Annotated in this window: 21 protein-coding genes; 9 read left to right on the top strand and 12 right to left on the bottom strand. The window is 41.2% G+C overall.

Translation table 11 applies throughout. The annotated features are described in order from the left end of the window. Positions 1 to 180: 180 nt before the first annotated feature. The gene (gene leuS / locus ABDW32_RS05135; RefSeq protein WP_343560086.1) at positions 181 to 2,964 is read left to right on the top strand and encodes a leucine--tRNA ligase; all 2,784 of its coding nucleotides are present in this window, start codon (positions 181 to 183) and stop codon (positions 2,962 to 2,964) included. A 54-nt stretch (positions 2,965 to 3,018) separates the two neighbouring features. Here leuS and ABDW32_RS05140 read toward each other — a convergent pair whose 3' ends face one another. Beyond that, positions 3,019 to 3,300: a GNAT family N-acetyltransferase gene (locus tag ABDW32_RS05140; RefSeq protein WP_077435306.1), complete on the bottom strand. Its 282-nt coding sequence runs from the start codon at positions 3,298 to 3,300 to the stop codon at positions 3,019 to 3,021. 280 nt (positions 3,301 to 3,580) lie between these two features. Between ABDW32_RS05140 and ABDW32_RS05145 the strand changes: the two genes are divergently transcribed. Continuing rightward, positions 3,581 to 4,006 (top strand): cold-shock protein, encoded by a 426-nt coding sequence (locus ABDW32_RS05145; RefSeq protein WP_343560088.1) that lies wholly within the window; start codon positions 3,581 to 3,583, stop codon positions 4,004 to 4,006. 135 nt (positions 4,007 to 4,141) lie between these two features. Here ABDW32_RS05145 and ABDW32_RS05150 read toward each other — a convergent pair whose 3' ends face one another. Continuing rightward, the gene (locus ABDW32_RS05150) at positions 4,142 to 4,432 is read right to left on the bottom strand and encodes an RNA polymerase alpha subunit C-terminal domain-containing protein (RefSeq protein ID WP_343560090.1); all 291 of its coding nucleotides are present in this window, start codon (positions 4,430 to 4,432) and stop codon (positions 4,142 to 4,144) included. Positions 4,433 to 5,004: 572 nt separating this feature from the next. After that, positions 5,005 to 5,193, bottom strand: a complete 189-nt coding sequence (locus ABDW32_RS05155; RefSeq protein WP_343560092.1) for a hypothetical protein — start codon at positions 5,191 to 5,193, stop codon at positions 5,005 to 5,007. 58 nt (positions 5,194 to 5,251) lie between these two features. On the opposite strand from ABDW32_RS05155, the gene ABDW32_RS05160 reads away from it, so the two are divergent. Further along, a complete protein-coding gene (locus ABDW32_RS05160) occupies positions 5,252 to 5,833 on the top strand; it encodes a TetR/AcrR family transcriptional regulator (RefSeq protein ID WP_343560094.1) in 582 nt (193 codons plus the stop codon). Between the two features lie 48 nt (positions 5,834 to 5,881). Here the strand turns inward: ABDW32_RS05160 and ABDW32_RS05165 are convergent, their stop codons facing one another. Both ABDW32_RS05165 and ABDW32_RS05170 read right to left on the bottom strand, forming a co-directional pair. Then, entirely contained in the window at positions 5,882 to 6,727 is an 846-nt protein-coding gene (locus tag ABDW32_RS05165) for a metallophosphoesterase (protein WP_343560096.1), read from the bottom strand. After that, positions 6,724 to 7,233 (bottom strand): GNAT family protein, encoded by a 510-nt coding sequence (locus tag ABDW32_RS05170; protein ID WP_343560098.1) that lies wholly within the window; start codon positions 7,231 to 7,233, stop codon positions 6,724 to 6,726. The genes ABDW32_RS05165 and ABDW32_RS05170 overlap by 4 nt, the downstream gene beginning before the upstream one ends. A 117-nt stretch (positions 7,234 to 7,350) precedes the next feature. Here ABDW32_RS05170 and ABDW32_RS05175 point away from each other — a divergent pair, with 117 nt between their 5' ends. Continuing rightward, positions 7,351 to 7,830, top strand: coding sequence for an SRPBCC family protein (locus tag ABDW32_RS05175; RefSeq protein ID WP_343560100.1), 480 nt, complete (start codon positions 7,351 to 7,353; stop codon positions 7,828 to 7,830). Positions 7,831 to 7,869: 39 nt separating this feature from the next. Here the strand turns inward: ABDW32_RS05175 and ABDW32_RS05180 are convergent, their stop codons facing one another. The 5 genes from ABDW32_RS05180 to ABDW32_RS05200 form a co-directional block, all read right to left on the bottom strand. Next, a complete protein-coding gene (locus ABDW32_RS05180; RefSeq protein ID WP_343560102.1) occupies positions 7,870 to 8,490 on the bottom strand; it encodes a hypothetical protein in 621 nt (206 codons plus the stop codon). Between the two features lie 8 nt (positions 8,491 to 8,498). Then, positions 8,499 to 9,161, bottom strand: coding sequence for a hypothetical protein (locus tag ABDW32_RS05185; protein ID WP_343560103.1), 663 nt, complete (start codon positions 9,159 to 9,161; stop codon positions 8,499 to 8,501). A gap of 1,637 nt (positions 9,162 to 10,798) precedes the next feature. Continuing rightward, positions 10,799 to 11,263 carry an Rrf2 family transcriptional regulator gene (locus tag ABDW32_RS05190; protein ID WP_343560105.1) on the bottom strand — a complete coding sequence of 155 codons (465 nt, stop codon included), beginning with the start codon at positions 11,261 to 11,263 and terminating at the stop codon, positions 10,799 to 10,801. Between the two features lie 88 nt (positions 11,264 to 11,351). Continuing rightward, complete coding sequence (gene hmpA / locus ABDW32_RS05195; protein ID WP_343560960.1) at positions 11,352 to 12,563, bottom strand: NO-inducible flavohemoprotein; 1,212 nt, start codon at positions 12,561 to 12,563, stop codon at positions 11,352 to 11,354. Positions 12,564 to 12,813: 250 nt separating this feature from the next. Beyond that, positions 12,814 to 13,647, bottom strand: coding sequence for a DUF4846 domain-containing protein (locus ABDW32_RS05200; protein WP_343560107.1), 834 nt, complete (start codon positions 13,645 to 13,647; stop codon positions 12,814 to 12,816). A gap of 164 nt (positions 13,648 to 13,811) precedes the next feature. Here ABDW32_RS05200 and ABDW32_RS05205 point away from each other — a divergent pair, with 164 nt between their 5' ends. The 3 genes from ABDW32_RS05205 to ABDW32_RS05215 all read left to right on the top strand — a co-directional run bounded on the left by ABDW32_RS05205 (position 13,812) and on the right by ABDW32_RS05215 (position 19,259). Beyond that, positions 13,812 to 17,234, top strand: coding sequence for a glycosyltransferase (locus tag ABDW32_RS05205; protein WP_343560109.1), 3,423 nt, complete (start codon positions 13,812 to 13,814; stop codon positions 17,232 to 17,234). A 103-nt stretch (positions 17,235 to 17,337) separates the two neighbouring features. Next, positions 17,338 to 18,843, top strand: a complete 1,506-nt coding sequence (locus tag ABDW32_RS05210; RefSeq protein WP_343560111.1) for an NAD(P)H-hydrate dehydratase — start codon at positions 17,338 to 17,340, stop codon at positions 18,841 to 18,843. Continuing rightward, positions 18,843 to 19,259, top strand: coding sequence for a GNAT family N-acetyltransferase (locus ABDW32_RS05215; RefSeq protein WP_343560113.1), 417 nt, complete (start codon positions 18,843 to 18,845; stop codon positions 19,257 to 19,259). The genes ABDW32_RS05210 and ABDW32_RS05215 overlap by 1 nt, the downstream gene beginning before the upstream one ends. 259 nt (positions 19,260 to 19,518) lie before the next feature. Here ABDW32_RS05215 and ABDW32_RS05220 read toward each other — a convergent pair whose 3' ends face one another. Continuing rightward, complete coding sequence (locus ABDW32_RS05220; RefSeq protein ID WP_343560115.1) at positions 19,519 to 20,106, bottom strand: sugar O-acetyltransferase; 588 nt, start codon at positions 20,104 to 20,106, stop codon at positions 19,519 to 19,521. 222 nt (positions 20,107 to 20,328) lie between these two features. On the opposite strand from ABDW32_RS05220, the gene ABDW32_RS05225 reads away from it, so the two are divergent. Beyond that, positions 20,329 to 22,542 carry a glycosyltransferase family 4 protein gene (locus ABDW32_RS05225; protein ID WP_343560117.1) on the top strand — a complete coding sequence of 738 codons (2,214 nt, stop codon included), beginning with the start codon at positions 20,329 to 20,331 and terminating at the stop codon, positions 22,540 to 22,542. Here the strand turns inward: ABDW32_RS05225 and ABDW32_RS05230 are convergent. Beyond that, the gene (locus tag ABDW32_RS05230; RefSeq protein ID WP_343560119.1) at positions 22,514 to 23,998 is read right to left on the bottom strand and encodes a glycoside hydrolase family 130 protein; all 1,485 of its coding nucleotides are present in this window, start codon (positions 23,996 to 23,998) and stop codon (positions 22,514 to 22,516) included. The two genes, ABDW32_RS05225 and ABDW32_RS05230, sit on opposite strands and share 29 nt — an antisense overlap. Before the next feature lie 129 nt (positions 23,999 to 24,127). On the opposite strand from ABDW32_RS05230, the gene ABDW32_RS05235 reads away from it, so the two are divergent. Further along, positions 24,128 to 25,594 carry an aminoacyl-histidine dipeptidase gene (locus ABDW32_RS05235; protein WP_343560121.1) on the top strand — a complete coding sequence of 489 codons (1,467 nt, stop codon included), beginning with the start codon at positions 24,128 to 24,130 and terminating at the stop codon, positions 25,592 to 25,594. The last annotated feature ends 281 nt before the right edge of the window (positions 25,595 to 25,875 follow it).

Genomic DNA, 25,875 nt, shown 5'->3' on the forward strand with positions numbered 1-25,875 from the left:
CGGAAGATTTCGAATTTATCTTGTAATTACTTTGATAAAAATCAATTCGAATTTTGTTTTCTACCTATGTTTAAATAACTTTTCAATACTAGAATTTATTGTTCAAACTACAAAACTTTTATCACATTTCAGTATTAAAATCGTAATTTCGCAAGTCATAAAAATTCCTTACGAACAAAAATGGAGTATAATCACAAATCATTAGAGAAAAAGTGGCAAAAGTTTTGGGCGGATCATCAAACCTATAAAACATCGGATACGCACCAAAAGCCAAAATACTATGTGTTGGATATGTTTCCTTATCCATCTGGGGCGGGACTGCATGTTGGTCATCCACTGGGATACATTGCTTCGGATATCTTCTCACGATATAAACGACTAAAAGGCTTTAATGTACTTCATCCAATGGGTTATGATTCCTTTGGACTTCCTGCGGAACAATACGCGATTCAAACGGGACAGCATCCCGCGGTTACAACCGAAGCAAATATCACTCGCTACCGCGAACAGATGGACAACATTGGTTTTTCTTATGACTGGAGTAGAGAAGTCCGCACTTCTGAATCCGATTATTATAAATGGACGCAGTGGATTTTTATGAAATTATTCGATTCCTGGTATAATAAAGAGACGGATAAAGCGGAGCCTATTGATACCTTGATTGCGAAATTCTCTACAACTGGTTCTGCAGCTGTTCAGGCTGTTTCTGATGAAGATGTATTGGATTTTACTTCGGAAGAATGGAAAGCTTTTGATGAAGAAAAACAACAACGTGAGTTGTTAAAATATCGTATTGCTTATTTGCGCGAGAGCACGGTCAATTGGTGTGCTGCTTTAGGAACGGTACTCGCCAATGATGAGGTGATCAATGGCGTATCGGAGCGTGGCGGCTATCCTGTGGAGCAGAAGAAGATGATGCAATGGTCCATGCGTATCACCGCTTATGCCGACCGACTGTTAAAAGGTTTGGATACCATTGACTGGCCAGAACCATTGGTTGAAATGCAACGTAACTGGATCGGTAAATCGGTTGGAGCTTCGGTTAAATTCCCTGTTCCGCAGCTAGAGACCGCCATTGAAGTTTTTACTACCCGTGTGGATACCATTTTTGGCGTTTCATTTATCGTTCTGGCACCTGAACATGAATTGGTGGCCTCGTTGACTACCCCTGAACAAAAGGCGGAAGTGGAGGCTTACATCGAGAAGACGTCAAAAAAATCTGAACTAGATCGTATGGCCGATACTAAAACAGTATCAGGAGCCTTTACAGGGTCATTTGCTAAACACCCTATTTCAGGCCGTGATGTGCAGATCTGGATTGCAGATTATGTTTTGGCGGGATATGGCACAGGAGCAGTAATGGCTGTACCTAGTGGCGATCAACGTGATTATGTTTTTGCTAAACATTTTAATTTAGAAATTATCCCGATTTCGGATACCCAGCAGATTGAAGAAGAAGCTGATCCGAATAAGGATGGAAAATACATCAATTCTGATTTTATCAACGGTATGACCTATCAGGAGGCTGTGCCTGCGCTGATTGCGAAGCTGGAAGAGTTGAAATTAGGTAAAGCAAAGATCAACTTCCGCATGCGCGATGCGATTTTTGGCCGTCAACGTTATTGGGGTGAACCTGTTCCCGTCTACTTTAAAAATGGTCTACCATACCTTATTAAAGAAGAAGAACTACCGCTATTATTACCTGAGGTTGATAAATACTTGCCAACAGAGTCTGGCGAACCTCCTTTGGGACGTGCCAAAGATTGGAAATATGAGGATCAGTATGAATATGAATTAAGTACAATGCCGGGTTGGGCAGGTTCTTCATGGTACTGGTTCAGATATATGGATCCAAAGAACGAAGGCAATTTCGCTTCCAAAGAAGCTGTTGACTACTGGAAAGCCGTCGATTTATACATCGGTGGTTCTGAGCATGCTACAGGTCACTTGTTATATTCACGTTTTTGGAACAAGTTTTTAAAAGATCTCGGTTATCATAATGAGGAAGAGCCTTTCCGGAAACTGATCAATCAGGGGATGATTCAAGGACGCTCAAATTTCGTCTATCGTGTACTTGATGAAGAGGGCAGAGGAACCAATCAATTTGTGTCCTATGGCTTGAGAAATGATTACAACACTATTCCACTGCACGTGGACGTCAATATTGTATCGAATGACGTATTGGATCTGGAAAAATTCAAAAATTTCAGACCTGATTTTGCAAACGCGGAATTTGTGTTGGAAAATGGTAAATACATCTGTGGCAGTGAGGTGGAGAAAATGTCCAAATCAAAATTCAACGTCGTTAATCCGGATGATATCATTGAAACTTACGGGGCCGACACTTTGCGTCTTTATGAGATGTTTTTGGGACCATTGGAACAAGCGAAACCTTGGAATACCAATGGTATTGAAGGGGTTTATAAGTTTTTAAAGAAAGTATGGCGCCTGTTTCATGATGCCGAAGGTAATTTTAATGTATCGGATGAAGAGCCTTCAAAAGCAGAATTCAAGGCTTTGCATAAAATTATCAAGAAAGTGGAAGATGATATTGAACGCTTTTCGTTTAATACTTCAGTTTCCGCTTTTATGATCTGTGTGAATGAATTGACCGATTTGAAATGCAATAAGCGCCAGATACTGGAGCAGCTTGTTATCGTTCTTCAATCGTATGCACCACATATTACGGAGGAGCTGTGGAACTTATTAGGGCACGAGGCGGGTACACTTTCCCAAGCAACTTATCCTACGTTCAAACCGGAATATTTAGTTGAGTCTGAGTTTGCATATCCCGTTTCTTTCAATGGCAAAATGAAGTTTAATCTATCACTAGCACTTGATTTGGATCAACAAACTGTTGAAGAGACGATCAGGGCACACGCAGATGTACAAAGACATCTGGACGGTAAGCCCATTAAGAAGATTATTTTTGTAAAAGGGAAAATAATCAATATCGTCGCTTAGTACATACAACTGTCAAAAATAAAAGCCATTTTATCCAGTGATAAAATGGCTTTTTTATGCCAATACATCCTGAAAAGCAATTGTTTTGTCAAAGATTGATTTTGCGTAGGGACAGTTTGGGATAATCTTGGCTTCGTTTTTACGGGCATAATCCACCGCTTCAAGGACGAGTTTTTTGCCGACACTCATCCCTTTATATTCGTCATAAACCTCTGTATGGTCTATGGAGAATTCGTTTTCGTTCTGCCATGTGTATTCGAGTATCCCTGCTTCGTTATTTTCCACCTCAGCAATGAAATTACCTCTGTCATCTCTTTCGATATTTTTTACTTCCATAGTGCTTTTTTCAAAATAACGTCCAAAAGATATTTTTGTTTTATGAAAATCTTCAATTTTTGCGTTGCTGGGCTGTAGACGACAGCTGCGCCACCCCGCGGCCACGATTTCTTTAATTTAGGCCAGGAGAGCCGCTGAGGATTGGAAATGCCATGGATTTCTTTTATTTTTTTCGTACCTTTGTAATTATCTCCTTAGAACACCTCGCATTTTTATCTTTTCAACAAAGCTCTAAAGGTCCGAAACCTCCTCGGGAACATTTTATTTTAATCCATATTGAATGAGCAAAAGCCAAATTACATTTAACAAAAAAGAACGAGAAAAAAAGAAATTACTCAAAAAACAACAAAAGATTGAGAAAAAGGAATTCAACAAAACCAACAACGACAAAGGGAAATCTTTGGAAGAGTTGTTTGCTTATGTTGATGAGCATGGGAATATCTCAGACAGACCTGCAATCAAATTAAAAGAAGGGGAGAGCCCAAGTATGGCTTCCAGCCATCAAGATGACTATTCTTTCGGAAAAGTTGTCCATTACAATACCGATTCCAATTATGGCTTCATCAGAGATAATGAGACACAACAATCTATTTATTTCAATGATCGACTTGTTGGACAAAAACTGAACCTGAATCAAAAAGTTAAGTTCAAGTTCAAAAGTGCAAAACAAGGCGCTCAGGTAACTGAAGTTTTGATTGAATATTAATAAACGAAGACTCCGCTTGTGTTAAAAGCGTTGAACAATAAAGCCCTCAGGCACTTCTAAGTAGCGAGAAACTATATGGGAGCCAATCGAGGGCTTATTTTTTTGTTGTCCCTGACAGCATCGTTTTTTTGCAGCCTATTCCTTAAATTTTAATCCCTTTTCCATTAATGCCTCGCCTAACAGGGGTAGAGAAGCTTTTCCAAGACCATGGAGCTTCAGTAGGTCTTTGGTTGAGTACTGAGCCAGCTTTTCAAGTTGATCTATGCCATGGTTTAACAGTGCATTTCGAGCTGGACTACTCAAAAGGGATAGAAAGCCATCATCCGGTTTCCTTTGCTTTTCGCATATCGGACATGTTGGGCAGTCTGTACGCTTATAAAAAGTATGCCCATTGCTGCATGTTCTTTTGGTTTTGATTCTTGTCATGTGGTCTATGTCTGCTGATTAATCCAATATCGGTACAATTTTCCATTATTGTTTATACTTTTTTTAATTGAAGGCCTGTTTCCCAATAGGATAGCCTGGACAGTTTTTGCAAGGTGCCTTCTTCGGGATATATAATTTTATTCCCCGACCTTGTTTTTATTATCCCTGCTTCGCAATTTGTTTGCAAACCCTAAGGTTTGTTCAAGCGGAACTTTTTCTAATATAACGGGGTTGATGGAATAAAAAGTAAAATAGTCCACCGACAAAATAGGCAATGACGTCATACAGATCCCGCGTATTATAGGCTGTATAGCAAGGCATCACGTACTCAAATAACAGTGATGTAATAGCCGATATAAACCAGATCTGGTATAAAGGATATCTATAAGGTCTTCCATTATTGAATAGAAAGCTCCCTGTAATAGATGCGACGTGGACAATAATGGGGACAAAGACAAAGTCCGTAAGCCAGCTGTTCAAAAAAGGAATAGAATAATGTTGTAGCCGTGCAAATCGAATAAAAAACCAGCATAACCAATAGAAAATAAATAGGCCGTCAAAAAGGCTCTTTACTAGTGCGCAAAGGAAATAGCGATCAACATGGCAACTGCGCCGCATACCATCAAAGTTATAAACATAAAAAAAGCTGTCTGTTTACCGAATTTTTTCCAGGGACCATCCGTTGGATGGGCTGGAATAAGTGTTTGCTTTAGACCTCGGTATTGATTTTTTAGCCAGTTTCCTTTCTTTTCTTCTTTCATATGATCTTAATTTATCATTCATGACACTAAATTAGAACAATTGTTCTAATTTAGTGTCATGAATACGAAAGAAAAAATTATTGAGACAGCATTAAGATTATATAATCAGGAAGGAATACGTACCGTTACTACACGGCAGATTGCGCAGGAAATGGGGATTAGCGCCGGAAATCTACATTACCACTTTAAACATACAGAAGATATTATCTTTACTGTCTTTGAGCAGCTGCGGCACGACTATGACGAAATGATGGTTTTGTTTCAAAAGAAAGATGTGATATTTCAGGATTTATTGCTGGAATTTACTTGGGGATCTTATCAGTTAATCAATAAATATAAGTTTATTTTTGTCAATTTTGTCGAAATCTGCGCTTGGATACCCGCTATTGGTGATTCCTACCGGAATCTTGTTTCGCAACGTGAGGAACAGTTTGTTTCTCTCTTTGGACATTACTCCAAGCTGGGGATGTTTAGACAGGATATACCGATAGCAATTCTGAAGGGCTTTGTGCGTCAGATTTTTATTATATCTGATTTCTGGTCATCGAGTTTTTCCGTATTGGGTGGACGGTTCGAATCAGATGCATTCGAAGACTATAAACGAACGGTGGAAGTTGCTTTTTACCCATACCTGATTTAATTGCTTATTACGTCTATAGAGGTGTCAAACTAGGCCATATCTCCGATTTTAAGCCTTTGTTAAGGTGAAAATCGCTATCTCGGGACGTGCATTAAAGCGGATAGGAATACTATGGCCAAGGCCTCTGTTAATATAGAGCGTTCGGTTTCCGGAAAGTTTCTTCATCCCCTGATCGTAGTTTTTGTTTGAGACGGGGATAATAGGGGAGCCCCAGAATGGGATCCGTACTTGCCCGGCATGTGTATGACCTGATAAAATCCAGCCTTGATAGCCGTTCCATACATCCAGATCTGCCACATCGGGGTTGTGGCAGAGGACAAGGTTTGCTTGTTTGTTGCTGTAATTCTGCATTGTTTTGATGGGGTCAAAGTTTGTCCCCCAGTAGTCGTCCATGCCATAGATATGGAGACCATTTATCTGCAGACTTTCATTTCTTAGGACGGTAACGCGATACTTTTTTAATAATGTAGTGATCGAGTCAGCTGCAGCACCATCCTTAAAAGCCCGTCCGTAGTCATGATTCCCCAGGATGGCCAATGTCTGTAACTTTCCTCTTGGTGCTAGTTGCATGACTTCATCAAGATCGCCCAATGGCAGGGTATTATCTACTAGCCGGACAAAATCGCCTGTGTAAACGATAATGTCTGCATGCATATTTCCTACTTTTTCGAAGTTGTTTATGATAAAGTCTTTATCGACATAGTTGCCGATGTGGATATCCGAAATCTGAATCAGCGTTTTCCCTTCAAGGTTTTCGGGGAGGTTTTTTATCGGGAGTTTTAACTGGTCGAATCTGACCCAATGTGGTTCGATCTGCCAGGCATAATAACCAAGCAGGGCAGCGATCAAGGTAAGTGTGATAAAGGCTTTCTTAAAAAAACGTTTCTTCTTCATTGTGTTTTGGCTAGCCAGTTCGACTTTGTAATCTGCAAATTTAGACCTTTCCAAATTTCATTTCCTATGGGCGTTTCGGATGTGATGCTTTCGTTGATTTCAAATCCCACGCCTTCATAGCATTTTATAGCATTTGTGTTCCAGTCATAAACGTTTAAATCTGCTTGAGTGTAAGTGTTGTCAACAAAGAGCAGTTGCAGCATTGCATTGATGGTTTTTTTACCATATCCCTTATTTCTTTCCGTATTGTCAGCAATTAATATGCGGGATAGTCGCGGTATACTTCTTTCAAAGTTCAATTCACAATGTCCGATAACCTTGTGCGTTTCTGTACTGACAATTTTATAGGGACTTCGTTTGGGATCCTCAATATACTTTTTTAATTGTTCATCAGTCACCGGAAATGAAAAATATGGACCTGCGAACTGCAGGAGTTCTTCTGGAGATCGAATCCAGGATTTGAACCGGTCAAAGTCAGCTTCTTCAAATGGAAGTAATGTAATCATAGCTTTCTGATTATTGATATTAGATTTCAGGGGTTAAATTAGATAATTGTTGGCCGCTTTCCTAAGAAATTCATGAATTTTACGAAATTTGTGCCAATTCACCGATAGCAAGATTGTATGCCAACACTTACCTTAGACACCTTTGTAAATGCACCTATAGCGATTGTTTTTGACCTTGCCCGAAGTATAGACTTGCATATGTATTCGACCGGTAAGACCAACGAGAAAGCAATAGCAGGTGTGACCAGTGGATTGATCGAAGCCGGGCAGACCGTTCAATGGCGGGCAAGACATCTGGGAGTATATCAAACATTGACAGTGCGGATCACAAAAATGGAAAAACCTTATTTTTTCGAAGATAAAATGATACAGGGAGCATTTCAATCGATGGATCATCAGCATCTTTTCGAAGAGCAGTCTGATGGTACCGTGTTGATGCGGGATATATTTAATTTTAGGGCACCCCTAGGGCCTTTGGGGCGGTTTGCCGAATGGTCTTTCCTGACACGTTATATGAGACGGTTTCTTCAAGAACGTAATCATATCATCAAGCTAGTTGCTGAATCAGGAGATTATAGCCGCTACATCGAAGGGTAGGGTGGAGGATGCTTTACATGTAGGCTGTGGGTAAGGGACTTAATGATTTATGGAAATGATGCTGAGGTTTGGGTTTTCCTCTAAAAGCTGTTCCTGTAGGAAATCGAAGGCACCTCTCTGGTTCATTGTCACCTGATGAATCTTGGAGAATTCATTGTAAAAGTAGATGCGGAAACTATTCGGGCCCCGATGATTCCGTATAATCTTGGTTTCTATACGGTGAATCTGACTGACTGGAATTTTTTTACTTCCCCAAAAAGGAAAGAATACAAGTTCATGCTCACGGAAAAGATAAGGGGCGATGCTTGCATAGATACGGACAAGCCTTTGGGTGTATTGCTGATAAATAGCAAGGTCATGAGTATTAAGATCTCGTAGGGCAATAATAAATTTTTGATTTTTGGCGTAAACGGCCCAGCTGAGTCCGCCGAATAATATGCCGAAATAAAAGAACAATGTACTCAATAGTGGGAGTGACTTATAAAAAAATGGCAGTTTATCTGAAGTAGCTGTCCACTTATCCAGAAAAACATAGAAGAAGAAACCATAGCAAAGAAAAAACATTCCTATAAATAGTCCCATACCTGCATTACGGATTATCTTGATTTTTCTTATCTCTGTTTGTAAAAATGAACTGTTGTTGGATGAATAACTTTCCATATAATAGATTAATCGTGTGTAGGCCCGTATTTTGTTCTCAAATATGAAGGTATCTGGTTACGTGCGGTGATCGTCAGGTTTGGATTTTCCTCCAGAAGCTGTTTCTGTAGAAAATCGAAGGCAGCTATCTGGTTCATGGCTACCTGATAGATTTTTGTAGAATCATTATAAAAATAGATGTGGAAGCTGTATGTGGAGCGATAATTACGGACATATTTTGTTTCTATGCGTCTGATCTGATTGACCGGAATCTTTTTACTTGCAAAAAGAGGAAAGAATATAAGTTCATTTTTGCAGAAAATGTAGGGCGCAATGGGCATGTATCGCTGGGCAAGCACGCGTGTGTACCGTCGATAAATATTTAAGTCATGGCTGCCGAGCTGCTGTAGCGCGTTGATATATTTCTGGTTTTTTATAAACAAGGCCCAACTTAATCCAGTAAATAGGATTGTAGGGAATAGCAATAATGTGTAAAGGAATAGGGGCGGGTTATGGTAGAAATCCAGCTTGTCTGGAGCATTCAGCCATCTGTCTGAAAAAACATATAATAAGATGACAGCGTAAATGAGAAAGATTACCATAATAAAAGCGATCGCATTGTTACGGGCTTTTTTTATTTTCTTGATCTCGATCTGTACAAACAAGCTGTCTTCGGTGGAATAATTATACATATAATGAATTACATCGTATGGCAAAGATAATAAGAAGTAGGATTGTTTGAATGATTCAGTGTTTAAAGTTTCTGCTGTGTTTTATGTTTTATTTTGGACTTTATGATTTGAATTGTTATCTCATCGATGTAATTATTTTGTTTATTTAGGTGCGTTATTTTGCTGTAAGATAGTTTGTTTTGTTTTCTTTAATTATCTCTTAGCTGTTTTTTTATGCGGTTGGTACTACATATGATGCGCTTGTGCCACTTATAAAATATCTTTAGCGTAAGGGCTGCAGCAACACCAGCTGATGGAGTTGCTGATGATCTTATGCTCTGTACAAGCTGTCTTGGACTAGATCTGTTTTTTATGGTTTTTAGGGCATCTTTTTGTCTAAGTGGTGTCTTGCTATTCTTGTTGTTTGTAAAGGGTTGAATTCGCTTAAAAACGTGGTTAGATGAAAGGTTGTTGTGAATGTGCTCATGGGTAACGGCTGATGTCTATCTATTTGGCCTGGGCTGATTGGGGTAGAGCCGTTTTTTATGGTTTTTAAGACATCTTTTTGTTTGGGTGGTGTTCGGCTACCCGCGTTGTATGTAAAGGGCTGAATTCGCTTAAAAATGCTGTTTAAAAAAAGGATGGGGGTGACGCAAGCTGATAGGTAACGGTTGGTAATCCTTTGTTCTGTTAGCTGATTGGAGTGGATCTGTTTTTTATGGTTTTTAAGACATCTTTTGGTTTGAGCTATGTCTTGCTATTCTTGTTGTCTGTAAAGGGCTCATGGCACTTAAAAATATGGTTAAATAAAGGGTGGGGGTGACGCATACTGGTGGATAGCTGCTGATCATTTATTTCCTTCGTTTGGAAATTGTGAAAGGTGCTTTGTCTGAAGCAAGCAAGCAAGCAAGCAAGCAAGCAAGCAAGCAAGCTTCCTTGGAAATAGACAGCATTTGAAAGATGACATTTTTAAACTGACTCACGCAGGGCGAGCTGTTGTATTGAAGAAAAAAGGTGTGGATAAAATTTTATCCATACCTTTTTTTAGTTGAAAACCCTAGTTTTTCTTGTGTTTTATAGGTTATTTTTTTATTTATTTGGAGTTTATAAAGTGTTCTATTTTAAATGATAATATATTTAATTGAGATGAATTTGATGGCAATGAGTGAAAACTCTGGTATACGGCGATTTTGACCAGTAATGCACATCGTCTATGTGGTTTTAACCCATAAGAAATGCGCTTTTGAACCTTGTTATTTTATCATTTTTTCGCAAATAGACCTACTCTCCCGCGGACTTATTCTTGATTAACGGGTCGTTTACAGCTAATTAACGCGGGCTGGATTGGAAGTTAGATAATGCGGGTAAGGAATTCTTTATAGCTATTCTTTTTAGGGAGATGCAGCATCAGTACCTACTGTTATAGCGAGCAGGTCAAAACGTGCGTAGATGCTGGTTTGTTGGTGTTTTTTATTTCTTAAGTTGTTCTGTTTCAGTGTAATTGTAATCTTTATTTGTTCTTTTTATTTACATTAGGAATTCTCGATAAAGATAGCGTGTGGAAGACTGCAGCAACAATTGTAATCCGGGGAAGGGATCTATAAGGCGGTGGAAAAACAGGTTATTTTGGACCGATGCCGCCCACTTTAGCGCGCACCTTAATTGTTCTGGTCTTGCGTAATTTTGGATTTTGTCAGCAGGATTTTTCCTTTTATGAGGTCGTCATTGAATTGTCCAACAGTCGTTTTTTGAAGCATCTCCAAGAGGCTGTTGCGAATACTTTTAAACTCATGATGCAACGGACAGGGATACTGTTCTGAGCAGAACTCCAAGCCCATTCCGCAGCCTACAAAAAGGTTATCCCCATCAATTGCTTTAACCACATCTGATAAGGGAGTAGACATGTCGGATGCATCGAGGTAAAATCCACCACCGGGCCCTTTCATGGAACGAATAATACCCGCACGGCTTAAATTTTGCAAGATCTTGCCGAGAAAGGCTTCAGGTGAATGGATATTTTCGGCGATTTCTTTTATACCGACACGTTTGTTTTCTTGTGAACGCTGTGCGATAAAAAAAACTGCCCGAAGACCATATTCGCATGTTTTTGAAAAAATACCCATAATCTATTCTTGCTTTTGCACAAAGGTACAAAATCAAGAATAGCCATCCGCAATCCATGGAAAATTTACGGATGGCTATCACTGCTGCCTAGTTGAGCTGTAGGGAAGCAGGTCCAAACTCTTCAAAATGAATATGCTCGGTTCGGATACCTTGGCCAGTCAGATACTTGAAGTGTTTTTCTATAAAACCTGCGGGGCCGCACAAGTAGTAATTGGCTTTTTGTGGCAGATGATCCGAATCAATTTTAGCCAGATCTACCCAGCCCTGGAAATTGCTGCTGTTGCTTTCCTTGAGTTCATCGTAAAACGAAAAGCAGCTGATATGCTCGTGTTGTGCCTCAAGCGTCCTGAGCCTGTCTTTAAATGCGTGTAAATCGCTATTTCTACAGCCATGAATCCATGTCACTGCATTTTGTCCCTTTGCCTTGATAAGTTGTTCCAGCATGGCTATCAACGGAGTCTGGCCGACTCCACCACTGATAAACACATGTGGAAGCTCATTCTCAATCAGGTTAAAGGAACCCGTAGGTGCGGTCAATTCCAGCTGTTTTCCCTCCTGAAAGTATTGATGCAGGTAGTTACTGACCATTCCTTCTGGTTTTCCCAAGGGAGTTTCTTTTTTAACAGAGATACGAAGGTATTGACCATTACTGGCGTCGGATAAGCTGTATTGCCGCGGCTGGTAAAGGTGAAGCTCAGGTAGATACACCCGTACACTTACATATTGGCCGGCGATATGTTTTGGAACTCGACCACCATCAGTTGGTGCTAAGTAAATCGACTGGATTTCTGCCGTCTCCGAGACGGTTTTAACGATGTTAAAAGGTTTCCAGCCTGTCCAGCCACCTTCTTTTTGGATCATTTGATCGTACATCTCTTTTTCGATACCGATCATCAGGTCAGCCAATTGAAAATAGGCAACTTTCCATGCTTCGATGAGCTCATCTGAAGCAGCATCCCCCAATACTTCCTGGATGGAAGCCAATAGATGCTTGCCAACGATCTGATAATGTTCAGGACGAATATGGAGACTACTGTGTTTTTGTCCGATGTGTTTGACAGCGGATAGCAATACAGTGGGATTGTCAATATGCTCCGCATACGCCAATACTGCACTGGCCAATGCCGTTTGCTGTTTTGAATTTTGCTGATTCCCCATATTAAATATATGCTTGAGCTCAGGATTGTGCGTAAACATGCGTTGGTAAAAATGACTGGTCAGCGCAACACCGTGCTCCTTCAAAACCGGTATAGTGCCTTTGATTAAATCTTTTTGTGTTTCGGTAATCATGATAAAAATACTTAAATACCTTTTTGTCTTTTATTTTATAAAAAAAAGGAATAAAATATGATCTGGCCTCTTTTAGAGGTTTTTACTATTCTTTGATAGGGTACATTTGCAAATGACTATCGCAAGCAAAAATAGGTAAATTAAATAAAAGACAAAAATATCTTTTATTTAATTTACTCACAAACTGATGCAGACACTGTAAACCGTCGTTTAATTTTATTGTTCAAGAATTGCTGAAATAGCTTTCAGGAAGATGTCACTATTTCCAAGTTTTTAGGTCTCGGGCATAAAAAGTCCATTCTGGGGTATTGATCACATCTTTGTCAATATCGTACCAAGGGCTTAAGCCTGCATTGTTCCAATTGTTTAATAGCTGTATTTCCTGCGCAGGCATATAGCTTTGGGCGAGTAGTACAATTGTTTTGCCTTCCTTATTTTTAGCAAGATCAACGACGATAACCGCATGGCCAATGGGGGAGCCCTTCTGTACGAAAGTGTCTCCGATTTTGACAGCAGACGATTTTACCGTAGGAAGCTCATCGTGCAAAGAAGCAGTGTTGGCATAGGCAAAAATATATTCCATATACTTCCAATATTTTGGATACGAATAGTCTCCTTTCGCATAATTGGTATAGGTGCGTGGTTTGCCATCGGAGAGAAAATTGAATCTAATATCCTGATATCTCTTTTGCTGGTAGAGGTAATCTGCCCGTAAGCGCATGACCGCGTCAGCACATTGGTGCAGGTCGCGTTTGCCGATATCGAGTTTTATAACGCTATTATAGATGTTGTTTCGGGACTTAATTTTTCCGTTATAATAACGGACCTCATGATCAATGGGGTATAATGGCAGGTTTTCGAGAAAACTACCAAAATCTTTTGATGTGTAACTGGGCCTTTCAAAACCTGCAGGCAATAAAATTCTTGATTTGACAGTCATTCCCTTTGGATCAATAAACTGTCTCCCGTCAGGATTGTCAGTCTCCGCAGTTGGGTTTTTGGATTTCGGTTGGGATACTGCTGAATTAGACTGTCCGCAGCCGATGAGGGCTTGTAGGGATAGCATGGATAATAACAGGTATGTTGTTCTCATATCAGCGTTTTTAAGTCAGTGTTACCAGTCTTACTAAGATAGTCAAAATCCGGCAGAGTGGCCTGGTTGAAGAGTCCAGTAAAATTAAGGAATTTTTAAGCTGAGGATGAGTGTTTTGGATCATTTTCTGATGTAGCTTAGCCCGAAGTTAATCGCAATATTTTATGTCAGAAAAACAGATTTTTCAGACGTCGAGCAAAAAGCGTTGGTACGCTTTTTCATGGATGAGCAGGGCACTGATTATTGGAATGATCGTAGCCATCGTATGCGTTGTCTATACCTTGGGCAAGATTCAGGTACCTCCATTCCCAACAATCAATACAGATACGCCTTTGACGGCAAAGTCTACGGCAAAGTTGAAAAACTCGAGACAGTTTAAGGAGTTTACGGTCGTCAGATCGGAACTTGAAAAGATTAAACGCGACCGGGAACTGAAGCATATGAAGCATCTTGGGAATAAAAATAGGGTTAACATGGGCTTTTATGTGAGCTCGTGGTCAAATGAGGTCCGTCAGCAATCGTTGTCAGACCTCAGGCGAAACATAGGGCATCTGGATATGGTCGCCATGGAGTCCTTTTTTACGGTGCCTGCTCAGGATACTATTGTCGATAAAGCCGATACCGCAGCCTTGAATGTGATCCATCGATATAAACGGAAGGCAATTGCCCAAATTTCCAATTTCAGCGGGAGTGACTTTGATGGACAAACGGTAAGGGCAATCCTTTCAGATCCAGCAAAACAGCAACGTTTTATAGATGATATTTTAATCAAAATAAAGCGGCATGGTTTTTCAGGTATCAATATTGACTTTGAAAATCTTCAATTGGATGATCGTAAACCGTTAAACGATTTTATGGCGCGAATCTATCAGGTTTTCCATAGCGAAGGTTTGCTGGTTTCACAGGATATTTCACCCGAAAATGATGATTATGATCCCATTTCGCTACAAAAATACAATGATTACATTATTTTAATGGCCTATGATCAGCATTCCGTTGAGAGCAATGCCGGGGCGATTTCCCATCAGGCTTGGGTCGAAAAGAATCTGGATGAGCTGTGTCGTAAAGTGGATGCGGATAAGGTGATTTTGGCATTGGCCTGCTATGGATACGATTGGCCAGCTGGAAAGGTGGGCAAGACGCTGACCTATGACAATGCGGTTATCCTGGCTCACAATTATAATGCAAACGTCCGGTTCGATCGGGAGTCAGCGAATCTCAATTTTAGCTATAGGGATGGCGCTGGCATGCGCCACGATGTCTATTTCACGGATGCTGCCACCTACTTCAATCTGATCCGCAAAGCAGATGATTGGGGATTGGCAGGTATAGCACTCTGGCGCTTGGGAAGTGAAGATGCCCGTTTATGGTCCTTTATTTCAAGATCTTTGGACCGTGATCATTTGATCAAGGAGCCTTTTGATTTTGAAAAAATAAGCAAAATCAAAGTCGGGGGGATACAATATATCGGTGATGGTGAGATTCTGGATTTGGTGAATAGTCCCGAGCCCGGATTGGTAAAATTTCGATACAATACAGCTAGTGGATTGATCGAAGATCAACAGTACGTCAAGACGCCGAGTAATTATGTGATTAAGCGTTTTGGCGAAAGGGACAACAGCATAGTATTGACTTTTGATGATGGCCCTGATCCCACGTACACACCTGAGGTTTTGGAGATTTTAAAACGGGAGCATGTTCCCGCAGCATTTTTTCTCGTGGGGGTTATGGCTGAAAAAAATATGGACCTGGTGCGTAAAGAATATCAGCAAGGGCATGAGCTTGGGAATCATACTTTTTTCCATCCCGATATGTCAACGATAGGCCCCATTCGGGTCAAATTTGAGTTAAATGCAACCCGCAAGATCATTGAATGCATTACTGGACATAGCACGATTCTGTTCCGTGCACCGTTTAATGCTGATGCCGAACCGCAGACTGTAGCGGAGATTCTTCCGGTCGCCCAGAGCCGAAAGGAAAACTACATTAATGTTGGCGAGTATATTGATCCCAATGACTGGCTTCCCGGTCGTACTGCGGATGAAATTTATAATGAAGTTGTAAAACAACGTGACAATGGCAACATTATCCTGCTGCATGATGCTGGCGGTAATCGGGAGGCTACCATTGCGGCACTACCCCGTATTATTCATTATTTTAAAGCACATGGTTATAAATTTGCGACGATCGGAGACCTTATGGGTAAGAAACGCGATGAGCTAATGCCGCCCGTGCAAAATGCATCGGATTCGGGGTTCAGCGGATCATCCAATCGACTGTTTTTAGGAACACTGTTTTATGGAAATATCTTTCTTAACCTGATTTTCTCCCTAGCGATTGTACTGGCGATCTTTCGTACAGTGATGATTGCTCATCTGGCCATACGACAAAGAAGAAAAAATAGACAGGAACAATCGGAATTGATATCAGATCCACAGGAAAAGGTGAGTATTATTATCCCTGCCTATAATGAGGAGGTAACTGTTTTGGCAACAATCAAAAGCTTGCTCCATCTCGATTATCCGGCGTACGAACTGATTTTTGTCGATGACGGATCCAAAGATAAAACCTTCGAAATTGTAAGCAAGGTCTATGGCGACCACCCAAAGATCCGCTTGTTTACAAAACCCAATGGCGGTAAAGCCTCAGCGCTGAATTATGGCATACAACAATCCAATGCGGCTTTTGTACTCTGTATTGATGCAGATACGCAATTGAAGACTGACGCTTTGCGGATGTTGATGAAGTATTTCAATAAAGAGCAGGTGGCTGCAGTGGCCGGTAGTGTGAAAGTGGGTAATGTACATAATATGTTGACCCATTGGCAATCTATCGAATATATTACTTCGCAGAATATGGATAGAAGGGCTTTTGATCTGCTCAATATGATTTCGGTCGTTCCCGGCGCAATCGGTGCTTTTCGGCGGTCGGTCATTTTGGAAGTTGGTGGGTTTACGACAGATACATTGGCCGAAGATTGTGATCTGACCATGCGTATACTAAAGGCTGGTTATACCGTACGTAACTCGGCAGAAGCGGTTGCATTCACCGAAGCTCCCGATACTGTAAAAATGCTTTTCAAGCAACGTTTCCGCTGGAGTTTCGGCGTGCTGCAAAGCTTCTGGAAAAATAAGGATACCTTGTTAAATCCCCGTTACGGATATTTTGGTATGGTCGGTATGCCCAATATCTTGATTTTTCAGATTATCCTGCCCTTATTTGCGCCGTTGGCAGACCTCTTTATGCTGTTTTCCTTGGTCAGTGGCTTGTTTTCATTGAGCGAAGTCAATGGAATCAGCTGGACAGGGCTCGCCGGTTTGTTCTCCCTGCATAATGGTTTTGGTCAGGTCATGTTTTATTACTTTTTATTTGTATTCGTGGATATTTTCTTTGCTGGAATTGCTTTTCGGATGGAAGGTGAGAAAATGAAAAATTTGATCTACCTGTTTCCGCAGCGTTTTTTCTGGCGACAATTGATGTATTTTGTGCTATTCAAATCGCTTAGAAAAGCCATTAAAGGTGAATTGAATACCTGGGGTACATTAAAGCGAACTGGGGGAGTACAGGAAGTAACGCTCAACCAATAGTTGGCTATATCTTGGTGGTACCCCATTTTCTAAGTAATTTAGATCAGAGAATCTGTTTTCATCTTCAGGCAGGACATGATTCGCTTAAAAAAGGAAAATAAGCATGAAAATACTTTCTGCAGCCCAGATGAGCTGGGTAGATAAACAAACGATGCATGATGCGGGGATCAGTAGCCTTGACTTGATGGAGCGGGCAGGGAACGCTGTTTTTGAAGCAATCAAGCAAAAGTATCCAAGCTTGGAGCAACAGTCTTTTTGTATTTTTTGTGGTAAAGGCAATAATGGTGGCGATGGACTGGTACTGGCCAGGCTCCTGGATCAACAGCAAGCTGAGGTCAGCGTCTATTTAATTGATGCACCGGACTATTCGGCAGATAACTTAGCAAACCAAAATCGCTTGCCTGCTCATCTTATCCAAAAAATCAGCACCGAAACTCAGGTTCATATTCCTGGAGGGGCAATTGTGTTAGATTGTCTATTTGGCTACGGTCTGAAATACCCGCTGAATGAAGACTGGCGGAATCTTATTGCAGCCATCAATCATTGTGGTGGGCCGCTTTATGCGATCGATATGCCTTCAGGTCTTTTAAGTGACGAAACCACAGCCAAGGATTCACCAGTGGTGGAGGCAGAATTAGTGTTTACATTTCAGTCCCCAAAATTGGGACTGTTAATGCCTGAAAATAGATTTCGGGTCAAAGCATTTCATGTATTGGATATTGGGCTGAGCTCAACAGCCTTCGATCAGGTTGATACGCCTTTTCACTATGTCGATTCAGCTTTGATCAGGTCGTTCTATCGGAAACGAAATAAATTTGATCATAAGGGGACCTTCGGACATAGTCTGATCGTCGGTGGGAGTAGGGGTAAGATGGGGGCAGTGCAATTGGCTTTAAAGGCTGTTTTGCGCTCGGGCTGTGGTTTAGCTTCTGCTTATATACCATCCTGTGGTTATACAAGTATACAGACTGCTGTCCCCGAAGCGATTGTAATGACTGACGCCGACGGGGATCTAATTACACAGTTTCCCGATGTGCATAGCTCTCAATCCATCGGTATCGGCATCGGTATGGGAACAGCCCAAGCTACAATTGATGCTTTTAAGGTATTTATTTCAGAGGGTCTTCATACCCCTTTGGTATTAGATGCTGATGCATTGAATATCTTGGCGCAACAACCCGAGCTATGGCAGTTCATTCCAAAAAAAAGTATATTGACCCCACATCCTAAAGAGTTGAGCCGAATATTGGGAACTTGGCAGAATGATTTCGAAAAGATGGATAAGGTGAAAGCCTTTGCCGCAGAATACCAGTTGTACGTTTTGATCAAAGGGGCCAACAGTGCGATGGTTACGCCTGAAGGAGTAATTTATTTCAATAGCACAGGCAATGTTGGCATGGCTACGGGCGGGAGCGGAGATATCTTGACAGGGATATTGACGGCATTGATCGGGCAGGGCTATTCTTCCCAGGAAGCACTGATAATGGGTGTATACATTCACGGAAGAGCAGCTGATATAGCGGTAAATTCGATTGGCGTTTATTCCTTATTGCCTTCAGATATTATTAATTACCTTCCAGCGGCGTTTTTAGAACTCGAAATACAGTGATGGCAGATTGGTATATCGAACAGGTATTTGCGGCCCGCACCTGGAAGCTCAGAAGGGAAGTATTCAGTGCCAAAGGGCAACTGTCGGACGTCATGCTTGACGGGGATTTTGAAGCCTCGCATTTTGCGGCTTACAGTGGCGATGAGGTTGTGGGGGTCCTTACGTTGCAGCGCTCGTTAGGAGACTACGAAATTCGTTATTTTGCTGTACATCCTGATTTTAGAAGACAGGGAGTAGGAACAGCCTTGCTTCATTACGCTGTGCAGTTTGTCAAAACCTTCAATGGCTGCCGCCTCTCTGTTCAAACAGGCAGGGAGCAACAATCTTTTTGGACCAAAAATAGATTTGTTCTGATGAAGGAATCAGATAAGCCGGAGCGATTTATAAACAATTTAAAAAAGGACATTACAGCCTAGTGATGCATCAATGAGGATATCCTAGTGATATATGCATGAATGAGGCTATCATTATCAGGCTGCTCCTTGACATTTCCTTTGCGTCGAAAAATAGGTTGAGCTGGCATTAAACGAGATTTTTTGAATGGTCTTAGGTTTGCATGTTTGCATCGTTGGTAGAGAGTAGGAATGATGTCCGCTACGCGTGGCGAAGTATCAAAACAAGGTCATCACGTGCATGATGACCTTGTTTTGATACTAGACGATGTATTTATGCTTTTTAAAGGCCTGTATAGTCAATGCGGTCCGCTGCTGTAATTGGCCTGATGACGCGACAGGGATTGCCAGCGGCAATCACATCTGCCGGAATATCTTTGGTGACTACAGATCCAGATCCTATTACCGCGTTTTTTCCGATCCGAACGCCTGGATTGACCACTACCTGGCCGCCAATCCATACATTATCTTCAATCACAATAGGAGCCGCAAACTCCCAGCCTTGGTTTCTTGTTTCAAAATGAATTGGATGTCCCGCGGTAAAAAGACTGACATTCGGACCAAAAAGTACGTTTTCGCCTATGGTCACCGGAGCACCGTCCAAAATAGTACAGTTATAATTGCTGTAAAAGTTCTCACCGATAGAAATGTTGTAACCATAATCGCAACGAAATGGAGGTTCAATAAAGAAGCGACTACCGGTCGTCTTAAATAGCTTCTGAATGATCTGTTTTCTGAATTTAATCTGTTTTGGTTCGGAGTCATTGAAACGTTTGAGCTCTTCTTTTGCATATTGTCTTTCCTTGAATAGCTGTCCGTCCGTATCAATATAAGGGATGCCGGCAATCATTTTCTCCTTCGATGATTTCATGCTGTACCTGTTTTTTGTCTGTGGCAAATATACAGGAAGTTTTTCAGGCTCCGCTTGAGTGGATAAAATTTAAGCAAGCTATTTGGTTTTGAAATTTATCCCTATCCAAATTAAATAAAATACACGTATTGCAAACAATTTGCGCTTGAGATGCATTTAGATAATGGAACACACACATGCTATTTCCGTCGGAAATGGCTTTTATTCTAAATAATTATTTCAATGAAAATTGCATATATAAGTACTTATTTGCCCAAAGAATGTGGTATTGCCACCTTCACTTCGGATCTGCTACATGCGGTAGCTTTGCACAATCAGGATCTGGTCCAACATGTTATTGCTGTTGCAGATGATGATTATGCTTATCCAGGGGAGGTGGTTTTTACGATCGATCGACAGCATCAGCTCTCTTATATTGAAGCAGCCGAGTATATCAACAATAATGGTTACGATTGTGTTATCCTCGAACATGAATATGGTATTTTTGGCGGGAATAGTGGAATATATATTCTTTCGTTGATCAATACCCTTCATATTCCCTTGCTGGTCAATTTACATACCATCCTCGAAAAGCCAAGTGTTGATGAAAAGGCAATCCTAATTGAAATAGTCAAGCGGGCTTCCGTTGTGATCGTAATGAGTAATTATGCGATTACATTGTTGAAATCTGTCTATCGGGTCAATACCACAAAAGTTAGGCTAATCCATCATGGGGTACCCGAATTTCATCTTAGTCAGAAGGAAGCAAAAGAAAAAATGGGATTGTCAGGAAAAAAGATTTTGCTGACCTTTGGATTTATAGGGCGCAATAAAGGTATTGAAACAGTGATCGAGTCCCTTGCAACGGTCGTTAAAAATGAACCTGATCTTGTTTATTTGATCGTTGGTAAGACACACCCCAATGTCCTTGCCCATTCTGGAGAGGAATACCGTGAATACCTCAAGGGTTTGGTTGATGCATATCATTTAGAAGATCATGTCCAATTTGTTAATTCCTTTGTAAGCCAGTCTGATCTGGTGACTTATTTATCCGCCTGTGATGTATATGTTACCCCTTATGTGAATGAGGCCCAGATCACAAGCGGTACATTGTCTTACGCGATTGGTGCAGGGGCAGCTGTGGTATCCACTCCATACTGGCATGCGAAGGAGTTGTTGGCCGATGGTCGTGGAGTGCTGGTCGAATTTAAGAATCCCGCATCAATGGCGACTACCTTGGCAGCGTTATTTAGTAATCAGGAATATCGGATGACCTTACGGGACAATGCTCGGGCTTTTGGAAAAGAAATGACCTGGAAAAATATTGGCATTCGTTATACCCGGCTTTTGGATAAAATAGTTCCAGCACCTGACGGTTTTAAAGAAAATGCCGCATTTTCAAGAGATGAAATGCCCAAATTCAGTTGGAAACATATTGACCGTCTGACCAACCAGGTCGGCATACTGCAACATGCAACCTATTCATTACCCAATTACAAGGAAGGTTATTGCCTGGATGATAATGCGCGGGCCCTATTGCTGACTTTATTGGCTCAGACTGATTTTGCGGACAAACGACTCGACCGACGTATCTCTACTTATCTGAGCTATATCTATTATCATCAGCGCGAAGATGGGTTATTTCATAATTTTATGAGTTTTCAGCATAATTTTCTGGATGAAGTCGGATCGGAAGATTCTTTTGGCCGAACGATCTGGGCTTTGGGGGTGCTTCTGCGGAAAACAAAAATGACGAGTTACTACCAGTTGGGGTATGAACTGTTTTTCAGATCTGTACCAAATTTTAAGCAGCTGCGGTCTAATCGGGCCATCGCTTATACCATACTTGGTATTGCAGAGTATCTGCATCATCAGTCGAACGACGAAGTCATGATCGAACTAATGCGGGAGCTCACTGGAAAGTTGATCAGAGAATATGAAGCAAGCTCAGACGAGAGCTGGCAATGGTTTGAGTCCGTATTGGCTTATGACAATGCAATTTTACCCTATGCTTTATTGACGGCATATCCGTTTCTTAACGATGAAACCGTGAAACAGTTGGGGCTATTGACCCTGACATTTTTGGAAAGTATTACCATTCAAAATGGCGCCCTTTCCTTGGTTGGAAATCAGGAATGGGCAAAACAGGGAAAACATATCAGTAAATTCGGTCAGCAACCATTGGATGTTACAGCTATGGTCTTTATGTACCGTGAAGCATTTCGCCTGACTAATAAAAAGGTATATTTTACCCGTATGGTAGCATCCTTCCGCTGGTTTTTAGGCGAGAATGACCTAAAACTAGGGCTTTACGATGAAGAGACCAAAGGATGCTGCGATGGGCTGGAGTCTTATGGAATCAACCGAAATCAGGGTGCGGAAAGCACACTTTGTTACTATCTCGCCTATATCATCGTTTACCGTGCGTTTATTGATAACGCTCCGGATTCAAAATAGCTAGTAAAAGTTCTTCTAGATTGATGGTTGCATACGTTGATGCATAGTCAGACATCGCATACGGTAAAATAAGCTGTCCATTATGGACCAATGCGCCACAGGAGTAAATAACATTGGGCACATAGCCTTCCCTTTCTTCGTCGTTTGGCGTCATCAAAGGACTGTGTAGACGGCCTATTTCCACATGTGGGTTATTTAGGTCCAATAGGGCTGCACCAAGGACATATTCACGCATTGGTCCAACCGCATGGGTCAAAATTAGCCAGCCATATGCGGTTTCTATTGGCGATCCGCAATTTCCTATCTGTACAAATTCATACGCATATTCAGGTTGTTGGATACGTATTGCGGTTTCTTGCCAGACATTGATGTTGTGTGAATAAGCGATATAGTTGTTCTCACCGTCTATTCGGCAGAGCATCGCATATCGCCCATTGATTTTTCGGGGAAAGAGTGCGGCGCCTTTGTTCGCAATCTCTCCGTAGATTGGTTTCACTTTAAAGTGATAAAAATCTTTTGTGGTCAGAAGTTTTGGAAGTATGCTAAAACCATCGTAGGCCGTATAGGTCGCATAGTAAATGCTTTCTCCCTTTTCATCTTTGAACTGCACAAAGCGGGCGTCCTCAATCCCTCTTTTTTCTGTATCAGCAATAGGGAAGATCACCCGTTCGGAAATGGAAGTATCCAGTGAAAAAGTCATTTCATAATGCGAAGAGGCCAACCATAATGCCTGTTGTAAAAAGGTGATATTTTCGAGATTTTCCTCGCTGTCCTGTCTGACCTCATCAATATAGCGTTTGAGCTCTTCATAGGTAAATGTAGGGGTTAATTTCTGCTCAAGTTTTGTTTTGACCTCAGTGGGCTCAGCATGGAGCTCATTCATCTTTTTTAAGAATGATTCCTTATGGTAGCGATGGTTTTTGACCTGAATGGGTTTGTCCAACAGGTTGCCGATATAATCTATATGTATATTATTGTCTACATCGAGGGTGCCGGCCCGAAATACAATGGAGGATACATGTCCTTCACCGGTAGCCCTGAAGCTGAGTATTACCCGTTTTTCTCCCTGAAAGAGCTCGGTCTGATCCGGGTGCTCTACGATGGAGGGATTAAAAAGGGCTGCCGATTCAATTGAGTATTCCATTGTAAAATATGAACCGATCAAGAGCTTGTCCAGTTGGCTAAGTTTGTCTTTTGGAAAAGGGACTTTTTCCAATAAGTGACTTACGCGCTCAAAATTGCGCTCGAAAATATTGACAATACTACGATGTCTTTTTGTGTAGCTCCGGAGAACCTGGCCAAAAATCTCTTTACGCTCAGATTCGCTTAGCTCCAGCGTGCGTTTGATGATTTTGATGGTACGCTCATCGCCCAGAAAAAAGAATCTTGCCAGCACTCTTTTCTTATCCGGTTTAAAATAAATGTTTTTTCGCTCTACTTTTACGGGTTTGTACATGTCGGTGTTGTTGATGTTTTACACTGTTGTAAGAACTATCAACAAATGGTTTTTGTTTTTATAAGCATCGGTTAAAGCGAGCATATATTGTAAAAATGGAGTAACTTTGACGGATACAAATTTTTAGATATGGCTGAAAATAGTTTAGATAAGTTAGAACCAAAAGCAATTTGGAAAAATTTTGCTGCTTTGAATGCTGTTCCACGGGCTTCAAAAAAAGAAGAGCGTGTCATTGCATTTATGGTAGATTTCGGAAAATCCCTGGGCTTAGCAACCAGTGTAGATGAAGTCGGTAATGTGTTGATCAAGAAACCGGCAAGTGCGGGAATGGAAGATCGTAAAACTGTTGTCCTGCAATCCCATCTGGATATGGTGCACCAAAAGAATAATGACACCATTTTTGATTTCGACAATGAGGGCATTAAAATGTATGTTGATGGGGATTGGGTAAAAGCTGAAGGGACTACCTTGGGCGCGGATAATGGGTTGGGTGTCGCTACGATCATGTCTATTTTAGAATCGACAACAATTGTTCATCCGGCTATTGAAGCTTTGTTTACCATTGATGAGGAGACCGGAATGACAGGAGCACTCGGCTTAAAAGGAGGAGTGTTGTCTGGCGAGATCCTATTGAATCTTGATACGGAGAATGACAACGAGATTGATATCGGTTGTGCGGGGGGGATTGATGTTACAGCAACACAATCCTATGTAGCAGAGTCTTGCCCTGCCGATATGGTGTCTTTTGAACTTACGGTAAAGGGATTGCATGGAGGACATTCAGGTATGGACATCCATAAAGGATTTGCAAATGCCAATAAAGTGATGAACCGTCTGTTGTTTAAGGCAAATGAACGCTATGGCCTGCGCATCGCATCGCTATTGGGAGGAAGTCTCCGTAATGCAATTCCAAGGGAAAGTGTAGCCAAGGTAGTTGTCAGTAAAGATAAATCGCCTGCCTTTGTGGAGGCTTTGACGCAATTGGCACAGGCGATCAAAACCGAGTTTGCTACCACGGAGCCGCTTATGGAAATTCTTGTGGAGCAAAGGGATGCTGTATGGAATTCAGTTGTTCCTGTGTCGGTACAGGAAAATTTAATTAACAGCGTTTATGCGGCATTAAATGGTGTATATCGGATGAGTGCTGATTTCGAGGACCTGGTTGAAACGTCCAATAATATCGCTAAAGTTGAAGTGGGCGCGGAGCAGATCGCAATCAAATGTTTAACAAGATCTTCGGTCGAGACCTCCAAATTTGACCTAGCCTATTCGCTACAGGCAGCCTTTGAATTGGGTGGTTTTGATGTCGTATTTTCCGGCAATTATCCAGGGTGGGCACCTAATCCAAATTCTGAAATTTTGGAAGTATTGAAAACCATTTATACAAAACAACAGGGGGAGGCTCCAGAAGTTGTGGCCTGTCATGCTGGATTGGAATGTGGTATTTTAGGTACTAATTACCCGGGCATGGATATGATTTCCTTTGGCCCAACGATATTGGGAGCACATTCACCGGCAGAACGCGCATCGATATCTTCTGTTCAGAAATATTGGCGTTTTGTACTCGAAATTCTAAAAGAGATCCCGCGCAAGTAAGCTGCTGTTCTACGTTGCTGCAAGAGCAGCGTATACTAACAATATATCAGCCCCCAAAATTTAGTCAATTTTGGGGGCATTTTTATGCCGTTTATTTCTCCGTTCGCTTTTAGATAGCTTATTCCATCCTCCGAAAAAAGGTAAATAATAATATGCTGCAGTGCATTTAAAGAAATCAAACAGATAAAGAAATCAAACAGAGCTACCACGTATATTATCGTCATATATCGTGGCATTTTCAATTATTTTTCACTTTCCTTGCAGAAAACGAAAAATAATTG

It is taken from the genome of Sphingobacterium sp., from assembly GCF_039596235.1.
Lineage (GTDB): Bacteria > Bacteroidota > Bacteroidia > Sphingobacteriales > Sphingobacteriaceae > Sphingobacterium.

Excerpts from the sequence above, each read along its gene's own strand:
- leuS (WP_343560086.1), top strand. The coding sequence starts at position 181 with ATGGAGTATAATCACAAATCATTAGAGAAAAAGTGGCAAAAGTTTTGG.
- ABDW32_RS05140 (WP_077435306.1), bottom strand. The coding sequence starts at position 3,300 with ATGGAAGTAAAAAATATCGAAAGAGATGACAGAGGTAATTTCATTGCT.
- ABDW32_RS05145 (WP_343560088.1), top strand. The coding sequence starts at position 3,581 with ATGAGCAAAAGCCAAATTACATTTAACAAAAAAGAACGAGAAAAAAAG.
- ABDW32_RS05150 (WP_343560090.1), bottom strand. The coding sequence starts at position 4,432 with ATGACAAGAATCAAAACCAAAAGAACATGCAGCAATGGGCATACTTTT.
- ABDW32_RS05155 (WP_343560092.1), bottom strand. The coding sequence starts at position 5,193 with ATGAAAGAAGAAAAGAAAGGAAACTGGCTAAAAAATCAATACCGAGGT.
- ABDW32_RS05160 (WP_343560094.1), top strand. The coding sequence starts at position 5,252 with ATGAATACGAAAGAAAAAATTATTGAGACAGCATTAAGATTATATAAT.
- ABDW32_RS05165 (WP_343560096.1), bottom strand. The coding sequence starts at position 6,727 with ATGAAGAAGAAACGTTTTTTTAAGAAAGCCTTTATCACACTTACCTTG.
- ABDW32_RS05170 (WP_343560098.1), bottom strand. The coding sequence starts at position 7,233 with ATGATTACATTACTTCCATTTGAAGAAGCTGACTTTGACCGGTTCAAA.
- ABDW32_RS05175 (WP_343560100.1), top strand. The coding sequence starts at position 7,351 with ATGCCAACACTTACCTTAGACACCTTTGTAAATGCACCTATAGCGATT.
- ABDW32_RS05180 (WP_343560102.1), bottom strand. The coding sequence starts at position 8,490 with ATGGAAAGTTATTCATCCAACAACAGTTCATTTTTACAAACAGAGATA.
- ABDW32_RS05185 (WP_343560103.1), bottom strand. The coding sequence starts at position 9,161 with ATGTATAATTATTCCACCGAAGACAGCTTGTTTGTACAGATCGAGATC.
- ABDW32_RS05190 (WP_343560105.1), bottom strand. The coding sequence starts at position 11,263 with ATGGGTATTTTTTCAAAAACATGCGAATATGGTCTTCGGGCAGTTTTT.
- ABDW32_RS05200 (WP_343560107.1), bottom strand. The coding sequence starts at position 13,647 with ATGAGAACAACATACCTGTTATTATCCATGCTATCCCTACAAGCCCTC.
- ABDW32_RS05205 (WP_343560109.1), top strand. The coding sequence starts at position 13,812 with ATGTCAGAAAAACAGATTTTTCAGACGTCGAGCAAAAAGCGTTGGTAC.
- ABDW32_RS05210 (WP_343560111.1), top strand. The coding sequence starts at position 17,338 with ATGAAAATACTTTCTGCAGCCCAGATGAGCTGGGTAGATAAACAAACG.
- ABDW32_RS05215 (WP_343560113.1), top strand. The coding sequence starts at position 18,843 with ATGGCAGATTGGTATATCGAACAGGTATTTGCGGCCCGCACCTGGAAG.
- ABDW32_RS05220 (WP_343560115.1), bottom strand. The coding sequence starts at position 20,106 with ATGAAATCATCGAAGGAGAAAATGATTGCCGGCATCCCTTATATTGAT.
- ABDW32_RS05225 (WP_343560117.1), top strand. The coding sequence starts at position 20,329 with ATGAAAATTGCATATATAAGTACTTATTTGCCCAAAGAATGTGGTATT.
- ABDW32_RS05230 (WP_343560119.1), bottom strand. The coding sequence starts at position 23,998 with ATGTACAAACCCGTAAAAGTAGAGCGAAAAAACATTTATTTTAAACCG.
- ABDW32_RS05235 (WP_343560121.1), top strand. The coding sequence starts at position 24,128 with ATGGCTGAAAATAGTTTAGATAAGTTAGAACCAAAAGCAATTTGGAAA.